At 72.1% G+C, this 16793-nt stretch carries 13 protein-coding genes and 3 pseudogenes; 13 read left to right on the top strand and 3 right to left on the bottom strand.

Annotated elements, in window-relative coordinates; genetic code table 11:
- Positions 1-33: 33 nt before the first annotated feature.
- Both ACEXOX_RS25380 and ACEXOX_RS25375 read left to right on the top strand, forming a co-directional pair.
- On the top strand, positions 34-438 hold the full coding sequence (locus ACEXOX_RS25380; RefSeq protein ID WP_406523484.1) for a hypothetical protein: 405 nt from the start codon (positions 34-36) through the stop codon (positions 436-438).
- Between the two features lie 25 nt (positions 439-463).
- Positions 464-1042 carry a hypothetical protein gene (locus tag ACEXOX_RS25375; RefSeq protein WP_406523483.1) on the top strand — a complete coding sequence of 193 codons (579 nt, stop codon included), beginning with the start codon at positions 464-466 and terminating at the stop codon, positions 1040-1042.
- Positions 1043-1083: 41 nt separating this feature from the next.
- Here the strand turns inward: ACEXOX_RS25375 and ACEXOX_RS25370 are convergent, their stop codons facing one another.
- Entirely contained in the window at positions 1084-1575 is a 492-nt protein-coding gene (locus ACEXOX_RS25370) for an ATP-binding protein (RefSeq protein ID WP_406523481.1), read from the bottom strand.
- Positions 1576-1886: 311 nt separating this feature from the next.
- Here ACEXOX_RS25370 and ACEXOX_RS25365 point away from each other — a divergent pair.
- From ACEXOX_RS25365 to ACEXOX_RS25320, 10 genes and pseudogenes are all read left to right on the top strand, one after another.
- Positions 1887-2731, top strand: a pseudogene (locus ACEXOX_RS25365) (hypothetical protein).
- 196 nt (positions 2732-2927) lie between these two features.
- A complete protein-coding gene (locus ACEXOX_RS25360) occupies positions 2928-3728 on the top strand; it encodes a YcnI family protein (protein ID WP_406523480.1) in 801 nt (266 codons plus the stop codon).
- Between the two features lie 80 nt (positions 3729-3808).
- Positions 3809-4459: an SCO family protein gene (locus ACEXOX_RS25355; RefSeq protein ID WP_030022862.1), complete on the top strand. Its 651-nt coding sequence runs from the start codon at positions 3809-3811 to the stop codon at positions 4457-4459.
- A pseudogene (locus ACEXOX_RS25350) lies at positions 4456-4896 on the top strand (copper chaperone PCu(A)C); the annotation flags it as partial. The gene ACEXOX_RS25355 and the pseudogene ACEXOX_RS25350, both read left to right, overlap by 4 nt.
- A gap of 187 nt (positions 4897-5083) precedes the next feature.
- Positions 5084-7261, top strand: coding sequence for a copper resistance protein CopC (locus ACEXOX_RS25345; protein WP_406523478.1), 2178 nt, complete (start codon positions 5084-5086; stop codon positions 7259-7261).
- Positions 7261-8557 (top strand): annotated as a pseudogene (gene efeB / locus ACEXOX_RS25340) (iron uptake transporter deferrochelatase/peroxidase subunit). The gene ACEXOX_RS25345 and the pseudogene efeB overlap by 1 nt, the downstream one beginning before the upstream one ends.
- A gap of 208 nt (positions 8558-8765) precedes the next feature.
- Positions 8766-9692 (top strand): prephenate dehydratase, encoded by a 927-nt coding sequence (pheA, locus tag ACEXOX_RS25335; protein WP_406523476.1) that lies wholly within the window; start codon positions 8766-8768, stop codon positions 9690-9692.
- 781 nt (positions 9693-10473) lie between these two features.
- Positions 10474-11763 (top strand): serine--tRNA ligase, encoded by a 1290-nt coding sequence (gene serS, locus ACEXOX_RS25330; protein ID WP_406523475.1) that lies wholly within the window; start codon positions 10474-10476, stop codon positions 11761-11763.
- A complete protein-coding gene (locus ACEXOX_RS25325) occupies positions 11760-12617 on the top strand; it encodes an HAD family hydrolase (RefSeq protein ID WP_406523473.1) in 858 nt (285 codons plus the stop codon). The genes serS and ACEXOX_RS25325 overlap by 4 nt, the downstream gene beginning before the upstream one ends.
- Positions 12618-12948: 331 nt before the next feature.
- A complete protein-coding gene (locus tag ACEXOX_RS25320) occupies positions 12949-13650 on the top strand; it encodes a hypothetical protein (RefSeq protein WP_406523471.1) in 702 nt (233 codons plus the stop codon).
- On the opposite strand, the gene ACEXOX_RS25315 is transcribed toward ACEXOX_RS25320, so the two are convergent.
- Positions 13647-13850: a rhomboid-like protein gene (locus tag ACEXOX_RS25315; protein WP_406523469.1), complete on the bottom strand. Its 204-nt coding sequence runs from the start codon at positions 13848-13850 to the stop codon at positions 13647-13649. The genes ACEXOX_RS25320 and ACEXOX_RS25315 overlap by 4 nt on opposite strands.
- A gap of 98 nt (positions 13851-13948) precedes the next feature.
- Complete coding sequence (locus ACEXOX_RS25310) at positions 13949-15004, bottom strand: Lrp/AsnC family transcriptional regulator (protein WP_406523468.1); 1056 nt, start codon at positions 15002-15004, stop codon at positions 13949-13951.
- Positions 15005-15129: 125 nt separating this feature from the next.
- Between ACEXOX_RS25310 and ACEXOX_RS25305 the strand changes: the two genes are divergently transcribed.
- Positions 15130-16635 (top strand): MFS transporter, encoded by a 1506-nt coding sequence (locus ACEXOX_RS25305; protein WP_406523466.1) that lies wholly within the window; start codon positions 15130-15132, stop codon positions 16633-16635.
- Positions 16636-16793: the final 158 nt, after the last annotated feature.

The following is a 16793-nucleotide window of genomic DNA, read 5'->3' as shown; positions in this document are numbered from 1 at the left end:
TCCGTCGCCCTCTACGAGACGGACGACGGCGCGGTGAGCACCGCCAACCTTCTGGTCCGGGCGGAGGCCGTGGAGCCGGACGCCCCGGAGATCGTCGCGGCCTCGGTCCAGGAGGGCCTCGCCTTCGAAGAGCACCGCAGTGTCGACCGGGTGGACCTGCCGTGCGGCCCCGCCGTGCTTTCCCTGCACGCCACCGAGACGGACGGCACGGGCATTCTGCCGACGCTGGACTTCGCCCACATCGAGCTGTACGTTCCCGCTCCGGTGCGGGGCTGGCTGCTGGTGCTCGCGCTCACGACACCGTGCTTCGACGACCTGCCGCGGTACACGGGCATCCTGCGCCAGATCGGTGAATCCTTGGTCGTCCGCCCCGCGGCGCACGAGGACGACGGTCCGGAGGCGCCGGCGGCTGGTGACGTGCGCGCGGTGTTCGGTTAGGGGATCCGACGAGACGGGACACGCCATGACGCTCACCTTCACCCGCCATCGCAGAGCCGAGCGCTACGAACTGCGCCCGCACGGCGCCGACCCCGTCCACGTGCACCGTGGCGCGCCCGACGGCCGTGCCCTTCCCGAGGGGTGTGAACCGCGCTTCACTCTTGCGGCTGACCCGGACGGTGCCAGGCCGCTCGCCATCGTCGTCCGGAGGAAGGGCGACGGTCATCTCGCCGTGCTCGCTCCGGATCACGCGCACCTGGCCGAGCTGCGACTGACGCCACGCAAGAAGCTGCGGCGGCCCAAGTACGAGATCCACCTGCCCGGCGGGGAGGTGCTGCGCGGGCGGGAGGGGACCGTGCCGTCGCTGCTCCTGTGGCTGGTGATGCTGCCGTTCGTCCTTGTCTACCTGGTCGCGCTGACGCTCTCCGACATGCCCGCCGACGAGGTCGGTTCTCCCCTGCGGACGGCCTGGAAGCGGCCGGGCGGGCTCATCGGCCGGGTGGCCATGACCGAGTCCGCACGGGGACGCTTCCGTGTGCCGGGTGACGGGCTCGATCACCGGGTGGCGTACGCGCAGGCGGTGGCGAAGTACTGGAAGCAGTGACCCGGGACCGCTGACCGGTCCGTCAGGGAGCCCGGATCCGTTCACGACGCCATCAGCGGCACCCCCTCCTTCCACTTGAGGATCTTGTCGAAGCTGACCACCGCCCCGCGCCGCCCGGTGCGGTCGCGGTAGCGGACGTGGTCGGTCAGGGCCTCGATCAGAAAGAGCCCCCGTCCGTGCTCGGCCTGGGCCGGGGCGGGGGCTGCCATGGGTGGGGGCGGCGCGGGATCGGGCGTCGCGCTCCGCCCGGGGCGCTTGGGCCTGTGGGCCCGGTCCCGGAATCCGGGGCCGGAGTCGGTGACTTCGATACGACAGGTGTCGCCGTTGATGAAGGCGGTGACCCGGTAGTCCTCCGTAGCGGCGTCGCCACCGTGTTCGACAGCGTTCGCGCACGCTTCGGAGAGGGCGACGGACAGGTCGTGGGAGACGTCCGGGTCCACCCCGGCCGTCTCCATCGTTCCCAGCAGGAGCCGCCGGGCGAGCGGCACGCTCGCGGCCTCGCGCCGCAGATGCAGGGACCACCAGATGCTCATCGCTGCAGCCTCCTGGTCGCGGCTCGACATATCGATACGTATTGCCGGGGCGCATGGTCCGTAAGCGTGCACGGGACGTGACTCCGCTCATTCGGCGGATGCGCCTCCGACGTCTGCCGGTGTAACGGAGGCCTTGTGCGCCCGCGCACGCTCCGGCGCGCTCCCTGAGCGCTCCGGCGCCGCCCCCTCGCCCACCCCTCCCCCGTACCCCTTCCCGCACCCCGCAGTCCGGAATGGCACGATCCCTCGGGTGCCGAAGTGGCGGACCTGCCGTATGCGAGCCGTAAGGGCAGTGGGATGATGGCGCGGCCATGACTGCCCCGTCCGACCCCGGAGCGCGCGCCGCCGTCGATCTGCGGCTGCTGAGGGCCGCGGTGTTCACCGCGGTCTGCGTCGCGCTGTCCGCGGCCGGGCACATGATCGGGTCCTGCGCCGCCGTACCCTGTGGACGCTGGGCGTGGGCTGCGCGGCGGTGTTCGCCGTCGCGGCACCGCTGGCCGGGCGGGAACGCTCGCTGCCCGGCATCGCCGTGGCGCTGGCCGTCGGCCAGCTCGCGCTGCACACCGTCTTCGCGCTGGGGCAGCATCGGATGGCCACCGCGCCGGAGACCGCCACGGCACCGGCCGGCGGCGGGCTCTCCGACCAGGCGGCCATCTCCCTCGCACGGCACATCACCTGCGGTCTCGGCGCCGGGCAGCTGGACGGCGCGGCAGCGCGCCGCATCCTGCACACCTCGGTCATCGGCCCGGGCGGCCCCGCCTCTTCGGCCGGCGGCGCCGGGCACGCCATGGACCCGGCGGCCACCGCCTCCACGGCGGCGCACGGGCTGCTGCCCTCGCTGCCGATGCTGCTGGCGCACCTGCTCGCGGCGCTCGCCGCCGGCTGGCTGCTGCGCCGCGGCGAGGCGGCCCTGTGGCGGCTCGTACGGCTCTCGGCGCCCGCGGCCCGGGAGGCTTCGGCGGGGGCGGAAGCTCTCGTGAGCGCGCTGCGCGGCGCGCTCGCGCTCGTACGCGCCCTGTGCGCCGGGCTCCTGGCGGCCGACGTACGCCCTGTGGCGCGTTTTTCGTACGGGGATGACCAACCCCGTACGAAGGAACTCGCGCTCCAGCACAGTGTCGTCAGGCGGGGCCCGCCCGCCCTGGCCCTCGCGGCCTGACGACCACACACCGCACTCCCCGCAACAGGGCCGGAACGCCCGGCAGGACCGGAACGATCCGGCAGAGCCGGACACACTCCGGCGCGCGGGCCGGACACGCTCCGGCGCACGGGAGGCAGCGGCGTGCGCCGTCGTCGCCGCACGCGCGCCAGCCGTTCCTTCCCCGTCCCTCCTGCCTGTGGAGTGCATTTCCGCCATGTCTGAGACCACTGCCGTACCGTCACCGTCCCCTGCCGCACCGTCACAGGGCACCGCACCGGCCCCCGCCACCGGCCGCCGCGGACGGCTCGCCCGCCGGCTGCCCGTCGTGGGCGGCCTCGCCGCGGGCGGCGTCCTGCTGCTCGCCGGCCCGGCCTTCGCGCACGTCAGCGTGCAGCCGGGCCAGGCCGAGCAGGGCGGCTACGCGACCATCAACTTCAAGGTCCCCAACGAGCGCGACAACGCCTCGACCGTGAAGCTCGAAGTGACCCTGCCGACCGACCACCCGCTGGCGTCCGCCATGCCGCAGCCGGTGCCGGGCTGGAAGGTGGACGTCACCAAGTCCAAGCTCGACAAGCCCCTCGAAACGCACGGCAAGAAGCTCACCGAGGCCGTCTCGAAGATCACCTGGACCGCGGACGGCAGCAAGATCGAGCCGGGGCAGTTCCAGCAGTTCCCGGTCTCCGTCGGACAGTTGCCCAAGGCCGACAAGATGGTCTTCAAGGCCCTCCAGACGTACGACAACGACGAGGTCGTACGGTGGATCGAGCCGACCAAGGAGGGCGGCCCCGAGCCGGAGAACCCGGCGCCGGTGCTCGAACTGACCCCCGCGTCCGGCGACGGCCACGGCTCCGGCACGGCCGACGCGAAGAACGCCGGCGGCGACGCGGGCGACGCTCGGCAGACCGCCGCGGACAGCAGCGACACCACGGCGCGCGTCCTGGGCGGCGTCGGCATCGTCGTCGGCATCATCGGTGTCGCGTTCGGCGTGCTCGCCGGCCGGCGCCGCGGCGCCTGACCCGACCCCGTGCCGTCCCCGGCCCCCGGCCTCCCGGGCGCCGGGCCGGCACACCCTTCCTGAAAACGGGACACACGTACATGCGTAAGAGGAACCTCACCGCCGCCGGCATCGCGCTGGTCTCGGCCCTGACGCTGGCCGCCTGCGGCAGCGGTGACGACAGCGACCAGCCCGCCGCCAGCGTCTCCGGCGGCACCCGCTCCGAGCCGATCGTCACGCTCGACCGGCCCATGGAGAAGCCGGACCTGGTCCTGACGGACACCGAGGGCAAGAAGTACGACCTGATCGAACAGACCAAGGGCCACCCGACCCTGGTCTACTTCGGCTACACCCACTGCCCGGACGTCTGCCCGCTGACGATGAACAACATCGACGTCGCGATGCGGCAGCTGCCCAAGGCCGAACAGGACGACCTGCGCGTCGTCTTCGTCACCTCGGACCCCGAGCGGGACACCCCCGCCGCGCTCAAGAAGTGGCTCGGCGGCATCAACAAGAAGTTCGTCGGCCTGACCGGCTCCTTCGACACCATCCAGGCCGGCGCGCGCAGCGTGAACATCGGCATCGAGAAGCCCGTCAAGAAGAAGAACGGCGACGTGGTCTCCACCCACGGCGCGCAGGTCCTGCTCAGCTCCCCCAAGGACGACAAGATCCACTGGATGGGGATGCAGGACGCGGGCGTCGACCACTACTCCAAGGCACTTCCGAAGATCACCAAGGGACAGAACCCGTGAACCACCGCACCACCCTCGCCGCCGTACTCGCCCTCACCGCCGGATTCGCCCTCGCGGGCTGCGGCGGGGACAGCGCTCCCGAGCTGAAGGTCTCCGGGGCGTACCTGCCGCAGCCGGTCGACCAGAGCATGGCCGGCGCGTTCATGGTCGTGGAGAACTCCGGCGGTACGGCCGACAAGCTCACCTCCGTCACCAGCGACCTGAGCGACGACGTCACCATCCACACCACGAAGAACAACAAGATGGAGCAGGTCAAGTCCCTGGACATACCCGCGAACGGCAAGCTCGAACTCGCCCGCGGCGGCAACCACCTGATGTTCATGGGGCTGAAGAAGAAGCCGGCCGAGGGCCAGACCGTCAACGTGGAGCTGCACTTCGCCACGGCCGATCCGATCAAGGTCGAGGTGCCGGTCCGGTCCGCCACCTACGTCCCGAAGAACGGCGGGGACAAGGCCGAAGACAAGGGCGGCTCCGGCCACGGCGGGGACAAGGCCGGGGACCAGGAAGGCTCCGGCCACGGCGGGGCCGCCGACCACGGATCGATGCAGCACGGCAGCTCGCAGCACGAGGGATCCATGGACGACCACGCGCAGCACCACGCCGAGAAGTAGGGGGCGCCTCGCCATGACCACCACCGTCCTCTGCGCACCGGGCTCCGGCGCCCGCGCTCCGAGCGCACGCCGGAGCGGCGTGCCACGCGCCCGCCGGTCGTCCGTGCTGCGCCTTCTGGTGCTCGCGGCGGCCGTGCTCGGCGCGCTCTTCGGGGGCGCCGCCCCGGCCTCCGCCCACGCCGCGCTGACCGGCAGCACACCCGCGCAGGGGTCGGTGGTGCAGAGCGCACCGGAACAGGTCACCCTCACCTTCTCCGAGGGCGTCGCGATGAGCGACGACTCGGTGCGGGTCCTGGACCCGCAGGGCAAGCGGGTGGACCGCGGCAAGCTGCGCGACCTGTGCAGCGGCGAGACCGTCAAGTACGGCGCCGGGCTGCCCCCGGGGCTCCCGGACGGCACGTACACCGTCGCCTGGCAGGCGGTCTCCGCCGACAGCCACCCGGTCTCCGGTGCCTTCACCTTCTCGGTGGGCGCGCCCTCCGAGACGAGCGCGCCACTGCCGCAGCAGGAGGCCGGCGGCGGTGTGGTCGGCGCGCTGTACGGCATCGCCCGCTATCTCGCGTACGCGGGTTTCGTCGTCCTGGTGGGCGGGGCGGCGTTCGTCCTGATCTGCCGCCCGGCCGCCGCGCGCGTACGGTCCGTGCAGCGTCTGGTGGCCCGTGGCTGGGCCGTGCTGACCGCCGCGACGATCGCGATGCTGCTGCTGCGCACCCCGTACACGACCTCCGGTGACCTGGCCGACATCTTCGACCTCGGCGGACTCCGCCAGGTCCTGGAGACCAAGCCGGGGGCCGCGCTGGTCTCGCGGCTGCTGCTGCTCGCGGCCGCGGCCCTGTTCGTGGCCGTCCTCTTCGGCGCGTACGCCCGCGCGCAGGAGGACGAAGGGCGTGCGGGGCGGGGCAAGGGGCGTACGGGCGCGGAAGGGGCGGACGAGGCAGTATCGGGCGCCCCGAACGCCTCGGCCACCCCGGCCGCCTCGGGCGCCTCGGCCGCCGACGCCAAGCGCCGCAAGGACCTCGCCTTCGGGCTCTCCGTCGGCGGCGCCATCGTCGCCGTGGGGCTGGCCGCGACCTGGGCGATGGCCGAGCACGCCTCGACCGGTCTGCAGACCGCCGTCGCCATGCCCGTCGACGTCCTGCACCTGCTGGCCGTCGCCACCTGGCTCGGCGGTCTGACGGCGCTGCTGGTCTCCCTCTACCGGGGGCCGTCGGTGGCCCGTTCCGGCGTACGCCGCTTCTCGCGGCTCGCGTTCGGCTCCGTCCTGGTGGTGGTCGCGACCGGCGTGTACCAGTCGTGGCGGCAGGTCGGCACGTGGCAGGCGCTGACCGACACCTCGTACGGGAAGCTGCTGCTGGTCAAGGCGGCGTTGGTCGTCGTCCTCGTCGGCGTCGCCTGGTTCTCGCGGCGCTGGACGGCGCGGCTGGGCGAGGGCCCGGCGCCCGAGGTGGAGGCCACCGCCGTACTGGAGAGCGTGGCGGCACGTACGGAAACGACGACGGCACGTACGGAAGCGACGACTGCGCGGGACGAAGCGGTACCGGACGGAGCGACCGCACCGGCCGGCGGGGCCGGCGGCCTGGCCGGCACCGACGGCCCCACGGCGGAAGCCGACCCCGCGCGCGCCGCCCAACTCGCCCGGCAGCGCGCCGCGCTGGCCACCGCGCGGACGAAGCGCATCCGCGACGCGGACCCCGAGCGTTCCGGACTGCGCCGCTCGGTCCTCGCCGAGGCAACGGTCGCCGTGGTGGTGCTGGCCGTCACCACCGTGCTCACCTCCACCGAACCGGCGCGTACGGAGGCGGCCGTGAAGGCGGCCGGCGGGGCCGGGCAGTCGGCCGACGCCAACCAGCCGAAGGTGCTGAACATCCCCTTCGACACCGGCGGCCCGCGCGGCAAGGGCACCGCGCGCGTCGACCTGGACCCCGGGCGCAGCGGCAGCGGCAACGCCCTGCACCTGCGGCTCGCCGACCCGGACGGCCGGACGGTCGACGTCCCCGAGGTGAAGGTCTCCTTCACCCTCCCGGACAAGGACCTCGGGCCGCTGCCGGTCACCCTCGACCATGTCAGCGAGGGACACTGGAGCGCGCGTGACGTCCAGTTGCCGGTGCCCGGACAGTGGCAGCTCTCCCTGGTCGTACGGACCTCCGACATCGACCAGGTGACCGAGACCAGGAACGTGAAGATCAACTGATGACGACCACCGCTTCTCCCTCCGACGACGCCGCCAGGGCCGACGGCCGTACCGAAACCCTCGAACTCTCCCGCCGACGCCTGCTCGGCACCGTCGGCGCCGCGGGCGCGGCGGGCCTCGTCGTCGGTGCGGCCGGCGGCGCGATCGGTGTCGCCGCCGCCCAGGACGACCCGCCCCCGCCCTGAGCAGCGTCGGCTCGACCGCGGTCGCCTTCCGCGACGAGCGCGCCAAGCAGCAGGCGGGCATCACCACGCCCCTCCAGGCGCGCGGCCATCTCGTCGCGTTCGACCTCGCGCCGGGTGCCGGGCGCAAGGAGGCGGCCGCGCTGCTGCGCCGCTGGTCGCGTACGGCCGAGGAGCTGATGGCCGGACGGACACCGGCCGCCGACACCGGTGTCGCGCTGGACGCGGGCCCGTCCTCGCTCACCGTCACCTTCGGCTTCGGCCGCACCTTCTTCGACCGTACGGGGCTGACGGAGCGCCGCCCCGTCCAGCTCGAACCGCTGCCGGACTTCTCCTCGGACGTGCTGGACGCCGGGCGCAGCAACGGCGACCTGTGGATCCAGATCGGCTCCGACGACGCGCTGGTCGCCTTCCACGCGCTGCGCGCCCTCCAGAAGGAGGCCGGGGACACCGCGCGGCTGCGGTGGCAGATGAACGGCTTCAACCGCACGCCCGGCGCCACCGCGGACCCGATGACCGCCCGCAATCTGATGGGCCAGGTCGACGGCACCAACAACCCCAAGCCGGCGGACCCGGACTTCGACGAGCGGATCTTCGTCGGCCGGGACGCCGGCAGCGGGCCGTACGCCTGGATGCGCGGCGGATCGTACGCGGTGGTCCGCCGGATCCGGATGCTGCTGGACGACTGGGAGAAGCAGCCGCTGGCCAAGCAGGAGAAGGTCATAGGCCGCCGCAAGGCCGACGGCGCGCCGCTGACCGGCGGCGACGAGCACACGAAGATGGACCTCGACAAGAACGGCCCCGGCGGGCTGCCGGTCGTTCCGGCCGACGCGCACGCGCGGATCGCGGCGCCGGAGTCCAACCAGGGCGCGGCCATGCTGCGGCGGCCCTTCTCGTTCCACGACGGGTTCCGGGACGACGGCGCCCCGGACGCCGGGCTGCTGTTCGTCTGCTGGCAGGCCGACCCGCTGCGCTCCTTCATCCCGATCCAGCGCAAGCTGGACCGGGGGACGCGCTGTCGCCGTTCCTGCGGCACGAGGCGAGCGGGCTGTTCGCCGTGCCGCCGGCGGCGGTGGCAGGCGGGTACGTGGGGCAGTCGTTGCTGGAGGGGTGAGCGTTGTACGTGTGTTTCACGGGACCGGAGCGGCTGGGGGGGCGGCTCCGAGGCTCGTGAGCAGCGGCACCGGGGCCCGTGAGCGGCGGCACCGGGGCCCGTGAGCCGATTCGGGCTTCCCGGCCGGGCCGGGCGGCCGGGCGGGTAACGTGGCGAGCGGGTGACCGGCGAGTCGGTCCCCACCGGAGCGTGAGGGAGTCAGAGGGACATGTCGGTCAGCCGCTATACGTACCTGGGACCCGAAGGAACGTTCACGGAGGCGGCCCTGCGGACGCTGCCGGAGTCCGCCACCCGCGAGCTGGTCCCGATGGTGTCCGTACCGGCCGCGCTGGACGCGGTACGGGCCGGCGAGGCCGCGGCCGCGCTGGTGCCGATCGAGAACTCGGTCGAGGGCGGCGTGACCACCACCCTGGACGAACTGGCCGCCGGCGAACCGCTGATGATCTACCGCGAGGTGCTGCTGCCGATCGCGTTCGCCCTGCTCGTACGGCCCGGCACCCGGTTGGCCGACGTCAAGACGGTCACCGGGCACCCGGTGGCCCAGCCGCAGGTGCGCAAGTGGCTCGCCGAGCACCTGCCGGAGGCGGTGTGGGAGTCGGCGGCGTCCAACGCGGACGGTGCGCGGCTGGTCCAGGAGGGCCGGTACGACGGCGCGTTCGCGGGCGAGTTCGCGGCGGCGACGTACGGCCTCGAACCGCTGGTCACCGAGATCCACGACGCGCAGAACGCCGCCACCCGTTTCGTGCTGGTCGGCCGCCCGGCCCGCCCCGCGGCGCGCACCGGTGCCGACAAGACCTCGGTCGTGCTGTGGCTGCGCGAGAACCACCCCGGCGCCCTGCTGGAGCTGCTCCAGGAGTACGCGGCCCGCGGCGTCAGCATGATGCGCATCGAGTCGCGGCCGACCGGCGAGGGCATCGGCCAGTACTGCTTCTCGGTGGACTGCGAGGGGCACCTCACGGACCGCCGGGTCGGCGAGGTGCTGATGGCGCTCAAGCGGGTCTGCCGCGAGGTGCGCTTCCTCGGGTCGTACCCGCGTGCCGACCAGGTGCGGCCGAACGTACGGCCGGACACGGTCGACACGGCGTTCACGGACGCGGCGGACTGGCTGACGCGTTGCCTCGACGGGCGGGCCTGAGGCGCCCACGGCGGGTGACGGTGCGGCCGGACGGCGTTCCGGAGGGCTCGTCGGGGCCCGTCCGGGGCCTGGTCTGGGGTCTTGGGGTTGTCCACAAAGTTATCCACAGGCCCTGTTCTCGACCTGGGGATAAGTCGACACGACGGCCCTCTCGACCCGGCCGGAGTCGACATGTTGCTCTACCGACCCCCAGGACCTTCCACAGCAGCCCACCCCGGCCCGCGTCAGCACAAATTACGCGAACAATCCTTTAGGGCGAGGAAATCCCACACGAAAGAGCGTCCACTTGGGGTTTCTCCGGTGAATCCCTGGCAACGCATTCTTGAAACGGAACCCGATCTTCCGACTTCCACAGATTCCACACACAGCCTGTGGATAAGATTCCGCAACACCCTCACCCCTGTGGACAACCCTGGGTACAACCTTCGTCGCCCGCCGTTCCGACCCGTCCGCCAACTCCTCCCCTACACAAGGGAAGCCGGTCGGAACATACGGATCGACTACCCCCGCGCCGGTGTCGGCGCAAGATTTTTTCCACCGCTATTTCCCGCCACTTTCCGCACGCCCGAACGAGCCCCGTCCGCACTTCCCGCATCTCCGCCCGCACCCCGCCCTCTTCCCGCACACCCCTTATGCGCCCCTTATGCACCCTCACCACTCCGCCTTACCGGGCCGTACCGCCCGGAATAGCCAAACCCACTAAACATCAACAAACCGGACAAAGCGCCACGCGGGGAATATGGCGTCGAAGGTCCGCGCCGTGCCCCGGTAGCCTGGTGGGGTGATTGACCTTCGCCTGCTCCGTGAGGACCCCGACCGTGTGCGCGCCTCCCAGCGTGCCCGTGGAGAGGACGTCGCACTCGTCGACGCACTGCTCTCCGCCGACGAGCGGCGCAGGACCTCCAGCGTCCGCTTCGACGAGCTGCGCGCCGAGCAGAAGTCGCTCGGCAAGCTCATTCCCAAGGCCGCCGGCGACGAGAAGGCCGCGCTGCTGAAGAAGGCCGGTGAGCTGTCCGCCGCCGTCAAGGCCGCCGACGCCGAGCAGGACCAGGCCAAGGAGGAGACCCAGTCCCTCCTGCTGAAGCTGGGCAACATCGTCCACCCCGACGTGCCCGTCGGCGGCGAGGAGGACTTCACGGTCCTGGAGACGCACGGCACGATCCGCGACTTCACCGCCGAGGGCTTCGAGCCCAAGGACCACCTGGAGATCGGCCAGGCGCTGGCCGCGATCGACGTGGAGCGCGGCGCCAAGGTCTCCGGCTCGCGCTTCTACTACCTGACCGGCATCGGCGCGCTCCTGGAGCTCGCGCTGGTCAACGCCGCCATCGCGCAGGCCACCGAGGCCGGCTTCACGCCGATGCTCACCCCGGCCCTGGTGCGCCCGCACGCCATGGAGGGCACCGGATTCCTCGGCCAGGCCGCGGAGAACGTGTACCACCTGGAGAAGGACGACTACTACCTCGTCGGCACCTCCGAGGTCCCGCTCGCCGCGTACCACATGGACGAGATCCTCGACGCGGACAAGCTGCCGGTGCGCTACGCGGGCTTCTCGCCGTGCTTCCGCCGCGAGGCCGGTACGTACGGCAAGGACACCCGGGGCATCTTCCGCGTCCACCAGTTCGACAAGGTCGAGATGTTCTCGTACGTCGACCCGGAGGACGCGCAGGCCGAGCACCAGCGCCTGCTGGACTGGGAGAAGCAGTGGCTGACCGGCCTGGAGCTGCCCTTCCAGGTGATCGACGTGGCCACCGGTGACCTCGGCGCCTCGGCCTCGCGCAAGTACGACTGCGAGGCGTGGATCCCCACCCAGGGCAAGTACCGCGAGCTGACCAGCGCCTCGAACTGCGACGAGTTCCAGGCCCGCCGCCTGTCGGTCCGGATGCGGACGAACAAGGACGGCAAGCAGCAGGTCAAGCCGCTCGCCACGCTCAACGGCACGCTCTGCGCGGTGCCCCGCACCATCGTGGCGATCTTCGAGAACCACCAGCAGGCGGACGGCTCCGTGCGCGTACCCGAGATGCTCCGCCCTTACCTGGGCGGCCGGGAGACCCTGGAGCCCGTCGACCGGTGACCACCGCCCCCGAGCCCGCGCACCGGGCCGACCAGGCCCGCCCGCTGCCGTACAAACTCGTCGCGACCGATCTCGACGGGACGCTGCTGCGGCACGACGACACGATCTCCGAGCGCACCCGCGCCGCCCTGGCCACGGCCACGGCGGCGGGTGCCGCGCACATCATCGTCACGGGCCGCGCGGTGCCGTGGACCCGGCACATCCTCGACGCGCTGGACTACGACGGCATAGCGGTGTGCGGGCAGGGCGCGCAGGTCTACCACGCCGGCGAACACCGGCTGCTGACCTCGGTGACCCTGGACCGGCAGCTCGCCGGACTGGCCCTGTCCAAGATCGAGGCGGAGGTCGGCCCGCTGTTCCTGGCCGCGAGCCGGGACGGTCTGGAGGGCGAGGTGCTGGTCACCCCCGGCTACCGCATCCAGGAAGGCCCGCTGCCGAACCTGGAGATCCAGGACCCCGGCGACCTGTGGGCAGCCCCCATCAACAAGATCTACATCCAGCACCCGACCCTCGGCGACGACGAACTGGCCCGTGCGGCACGCGAGGTCTCCGGCGACCTGGTCGGCGTGATCATGGCCGGCGAGGGCGTCGTGGAACTCCTCCCGCTCGGCCTCTCCAAGGCCACCGGCCTCTCCCTGGCCGCCCGCCGCCTGGGCGTGAAGGCCGCGGACACCATCGCCTTCGGCGACATGCCCAACGACATCCCGATGTTCGGCTGGGCCCGGCACGGCGTCGCCATGGCCAACGCCCACACCGAGCTCAAGGCCGTCGCGGACGAGACGACGGCCTCCAACGAAGAGGACGGCATCGCGGTCGTCCTGGAGCGGTTGTACGGGGACGGGAACGGCGCCTGAGGCGCCCTCCGGCCCGGCCCCGGCGGCCGGGTCGGTCTTCTTTTCGGAACGTACGCACGAAGTCATGCCCGAGACGGGGTGACTGTACGTTTATCGACTCGTTGTCCCCTGTGCGTGGAGGCAACTGGAGTTCGAGGCGTCGAGGGTTCGTGAAGTGCTGGGGTTTGCCGGCGACGGTCGTGAAGCGGTGCAGCCGTACGACTGAGAACCGGACATAGAGGTAGTGGCATCCGTGAGCAGCCTCCGCTCCTGGGCCCTGGATACGGGCGTTCAGTTGAAAGGGACACCCTGTCCCTTTCAAACCGTTCTGGTTTGAGTGGAGGGCATGCACATGCCACCCGAAGCTGTACTGCTGGAGTCGCGGGCCATGCGCGACAGTGTGATGGGACGCGTCGACGTCCTGGACAAGGTGAAGGCGCTGGTGCTGCTGCCTGATGGGCTGCATGTCACGACGCGGATGGTCGCCGACTATTTCGAGGTGGGTGACCGCGCCGTCAACAGCCTGATGCGGCGGCACCGAGCGGAGCTGTCCGAGAACGGCATGCACGTCCTCAAGGGCTCTGACCTGCGAACCTTTGAAAGCTCCAACTTGAAGCTTTCAGCGGAAAGTTATCCACAGGGCCGCGCCCACCTCACCCTCTACACCCGCCGAACCATCCTCAACATCGCCATGCTCCTCCGCGACAGCGAGGTCGCGCGGGCGGTCCGTACGTACCTCCTCGACGTCGAGGAGGACGCGCGGACGCGGGTCGAGGTGCCCCGGCCCCGGCAGGCCCGGCCGGCGCCCACGGTCGAATCCCTCGACCACCGGCTCACGAACGTCGAGTCGTCGCTCGCCGACATCGGCCCCGCCCTGCGGGATCTGGGACCGGTGATCGGCCGGATCTCCGTGCGGCTGGACCGGCTGGACCGGCGGCTGGATGCCACGAACCGCGTCGTGTGCGCGATGAGTGAGCGGCTCAGCGATCTGTCGGAGGACGTCCGGGAGTTGCGTTCCGGTCCGCGCCCTCTGCCCCTTCCTCAGCCCCGCTAGGAGACACAGATGTCGACGACGTGCGACATGGAGCGGGGCAGCCGGTGGCCTTCGATGGCGAGCAGGACCAGCTCCTGGCCGGCGAGGGTGGCGGTGATGTGGGCGGCGCCGACGGTCAGCAGCCAGGTGTGGGTGCCGGGGGCGGACCGTACCCAGGCGGTCCCCCGGTCGACGGGTGAGGACGGGAGCCCCGGCCTCATCGCACGGACACCGCCCTCATCGCACGGACACCATCCTCATCAGGCGTAAGCACCATCCTCATCACATATGCACCGACCTCATCCTGTGGACACCGCCCTCACCGCCCCCGGGCCGGTGACAGCGCGGAGGTGATCGGACCGGTGCCGGCCCGTCCGTAACCGTGCGGCCCAGGGCCCTTGAGGCGGCGGATCAACGGGGCCGTCTCCATGTTCTGTACGGCGGGCAGCGCCGCGATCCGGGTGGTCAGATACGTGTAGAGGGCGCGCACGTCCGGGCACAGGACCGACGCGAAGAGGTTGTGCGGCCCGGTGGTGGCGCAGGCGAAGGCCACCTCGGGGTGCTGGGCCAGCGCCGCGCCGGTGGCGGCGAGTTCGCCGGGGGCGACGGAGAGCCAGAGGGAGACCATGACGCCGAGCCCGAAGTGCCGGGCGTCGTAGTCCACGTCGTAGTAGAGGACACCGTCGGCGCGCAGTTCGGCCAGCCGGCGGCGGACGGTGGTCTGGGACCAGCCGGTGGCCGCGGCCAGGTCGCCGAGGGCGGCCCGCCCGTCCTCGGCGAGGACGTCCAGGAGGCGGCGGTCGGCGTCGGTGAGCGTGACGGGCGCCGTCTGTCCGGGCGGGGCGGCGGCGCGAGCGTCGGCCGCCGCGGACGCCGGGTGGCGCAGCCGCGCGGCCTGTTCCTCGGTCAGCGCGCCGGACTTGTTGACCAGCCCGAGCGGACCGCCGAAGAACTCGTGCACCATGCAGTGCGCCGTCACCCCGACCACGCTGGGCGTCCGCGGCAGCTTCTGCAGGAGGAGCGCGTCGCTGTCCCGGCTGCTCGCGGAGCGGCAGACGACGCCGATCTCGGTGCCGCCGGACATCAGGCTCACCCAGGACGTGTCGGGGCGCCGGGCGAGCGCCTCGGCGACGGCGACGGCCGCGTCGGGGGTGCACTGGACCCGTACGATCCACTCGATCTCGCCGAGGGAGGTCGGGTCGGTCAGCCCCATGACCTTGATCATGCCCGCGCCGCGCAGCCGCCCGTAGCGGCGGGCGACGGTCTGGTCGGAGACGCCGAGGACCTCGGCGATACGGCTGAAAGGGGCCCGGCCGTCGAGCTGGAGGGCGTGGACCAGGCTCCGGTCCAGTGGGTCGAAGCCGTCGGTTTTCACCAGCACAGGCTAGCTCGTGTCGGATTGCGCCGCGCGGGACGGCGTGGTTGGGAGATGCGGGGGCCGGGCCGGACTCTGGACGGACCACGACATACGGAACACCGATCCATCTCAGAGGTTCTTTGATGCACAACGGGCGGAGCAGATGGTGGCCCCTGGTCGCCATCACCCTGGGCAACTTCATGTTGCTCGTCGACGTCACGATCGTGAACACCGCGCTGCCGCGGATCGCCGACGGTCTGGACGCCTCCTTCACCTCGCTGCAGTGGGTGATGGACATCTACGCGCTGGCGCTGGCCGCGCTGCTGATGGTGGCCGGTTCGGCGGCCGACCTGCTCGGGCGCCGCAAGCTGTACCTGGCGGGCCTCGGGCTCTTCGCGCTGGCCTCGCTCGCCTGCGGGCTGGCGCCCGACGAGGGCGTGCTGATCGCCGCGCGCGCGGTGCAGGGCGTGGGCGCGGCGGCCATGTTCGCCACCAACACGCCGCTGCTGATGGCCGCCTACCAGGGCCGTGACCGCGGGGTGGCCTTCGGCATCTGGGGCGGTACGAGCGGCGCCGCGGCCGCGGTCGGCCCGGTGTTGGGCGGCGTGCTGACCCAGTACGTGGACTGGCGGGCGATCTTCCTGGTCAACCTGCCGCTGACGGCGGTGGCGGTCTGGATCACCCTGCGGTCGGTCCAGGAGTCGCACGGCGACCGTACGGCGCGCATCGACTGGCCGGGCGCCGGCGCGTTCACCCTGTGCGCGGGCGCACTGACGTACGGGCTGATGCGCGGCGGCGAGGAGGGCTGGACGGAGTCCGGCACCCTGCTGGCGCTGGCGGTGGCGCTGCTGTCGCTGGTCGCCTTCGTCGCCGTGGAGCGCCGCGCGCGGCAGCCGCTGCTGGACCTGAAGCTGCTGCGCCGTCCGGCCTTCGCCGTACTGATGGCGGCCGCGCTGCTGCTCCAGGCCGCGGCGTTCCCGTACCTGACGTACGTGGGCCTGTGGGTGCAGAACATCCTGGGTCTGAGCCCGGTGATGGGCGGTGTCGCGGTACTGCCGATGGCGGTGGCGTCGATGGCCGTGGGCATGTTCGGCGGCCGGTTCCTGCACCGGCTGGCGCCGCGGCTGCCGATCGGCATCGGTCTCCTGCTGATCGGCGCGGGCCCGCTGCTGCACGTCCTGCTGCTGAACGACGACTCCGGCTGGGCGGTCCTCGTCCCGGGCCTGCTCATCAGCGGCCTCGGCATCGGCATGTCGATGCCGGTGCTGGTCTCGGCGGCACTCGGCGCGACCCCGCCCCAGCGGGCCGGCATGGCCAGCGGCGCGGTGAACACCTTCCGCCAGCTCGGCTACGCGCTCGGCATCGCGATCCTCGGCATGGTCTTCACGCAGGGCCTGCGGTCCGCGGGTGCGCACGCCGCTCCCGGTACCGCGTACGTGCACGGCCTGACCCGGGTGTCCCTGGTCGCGGGCGTGGTGGCGGTGATCGCGGGCCTGCTGGTCCTGGCCGTCGTACGCCGCCCGGAGGCGGAGCAGGCGGCTCCGGTCGCCGGGGGTACGGCCGGGCGGGGTACGGCGAAGCCGGACGCGGTGACGTCTGGTGCGGCAGAGCGGGCCGGTGGCGTGCCCGTCGGCGCCGACCAAGGGTGAGGTCGGAGTCGTACGAACAAGGCCGAGGGCGTGCGGGTAAGGCCGGACGCGTCAGGCTGAGGCCGTAGACGTACGGCATGGCCGTACGACGGCAGCCCTCCCCGGGGGCCGGCCCATGGCGGGTCGGCCCCCGGAACCGTACGGCGCCGTAGCCGGTT

Origin of the sequence: Streptomyces sp. Ac-502 (genome assembly GCF_045222935.1) — a bacterium.
Lineage (GTDB): Bacteria > Actinomycetota > Actinomycetes > Streptomycetales > Streptomycetaceae > Streptomyces > Streptomyces monomycini.
This window is presented reverse-complemented; position numbering and strand designations above follow the sequence as displayed.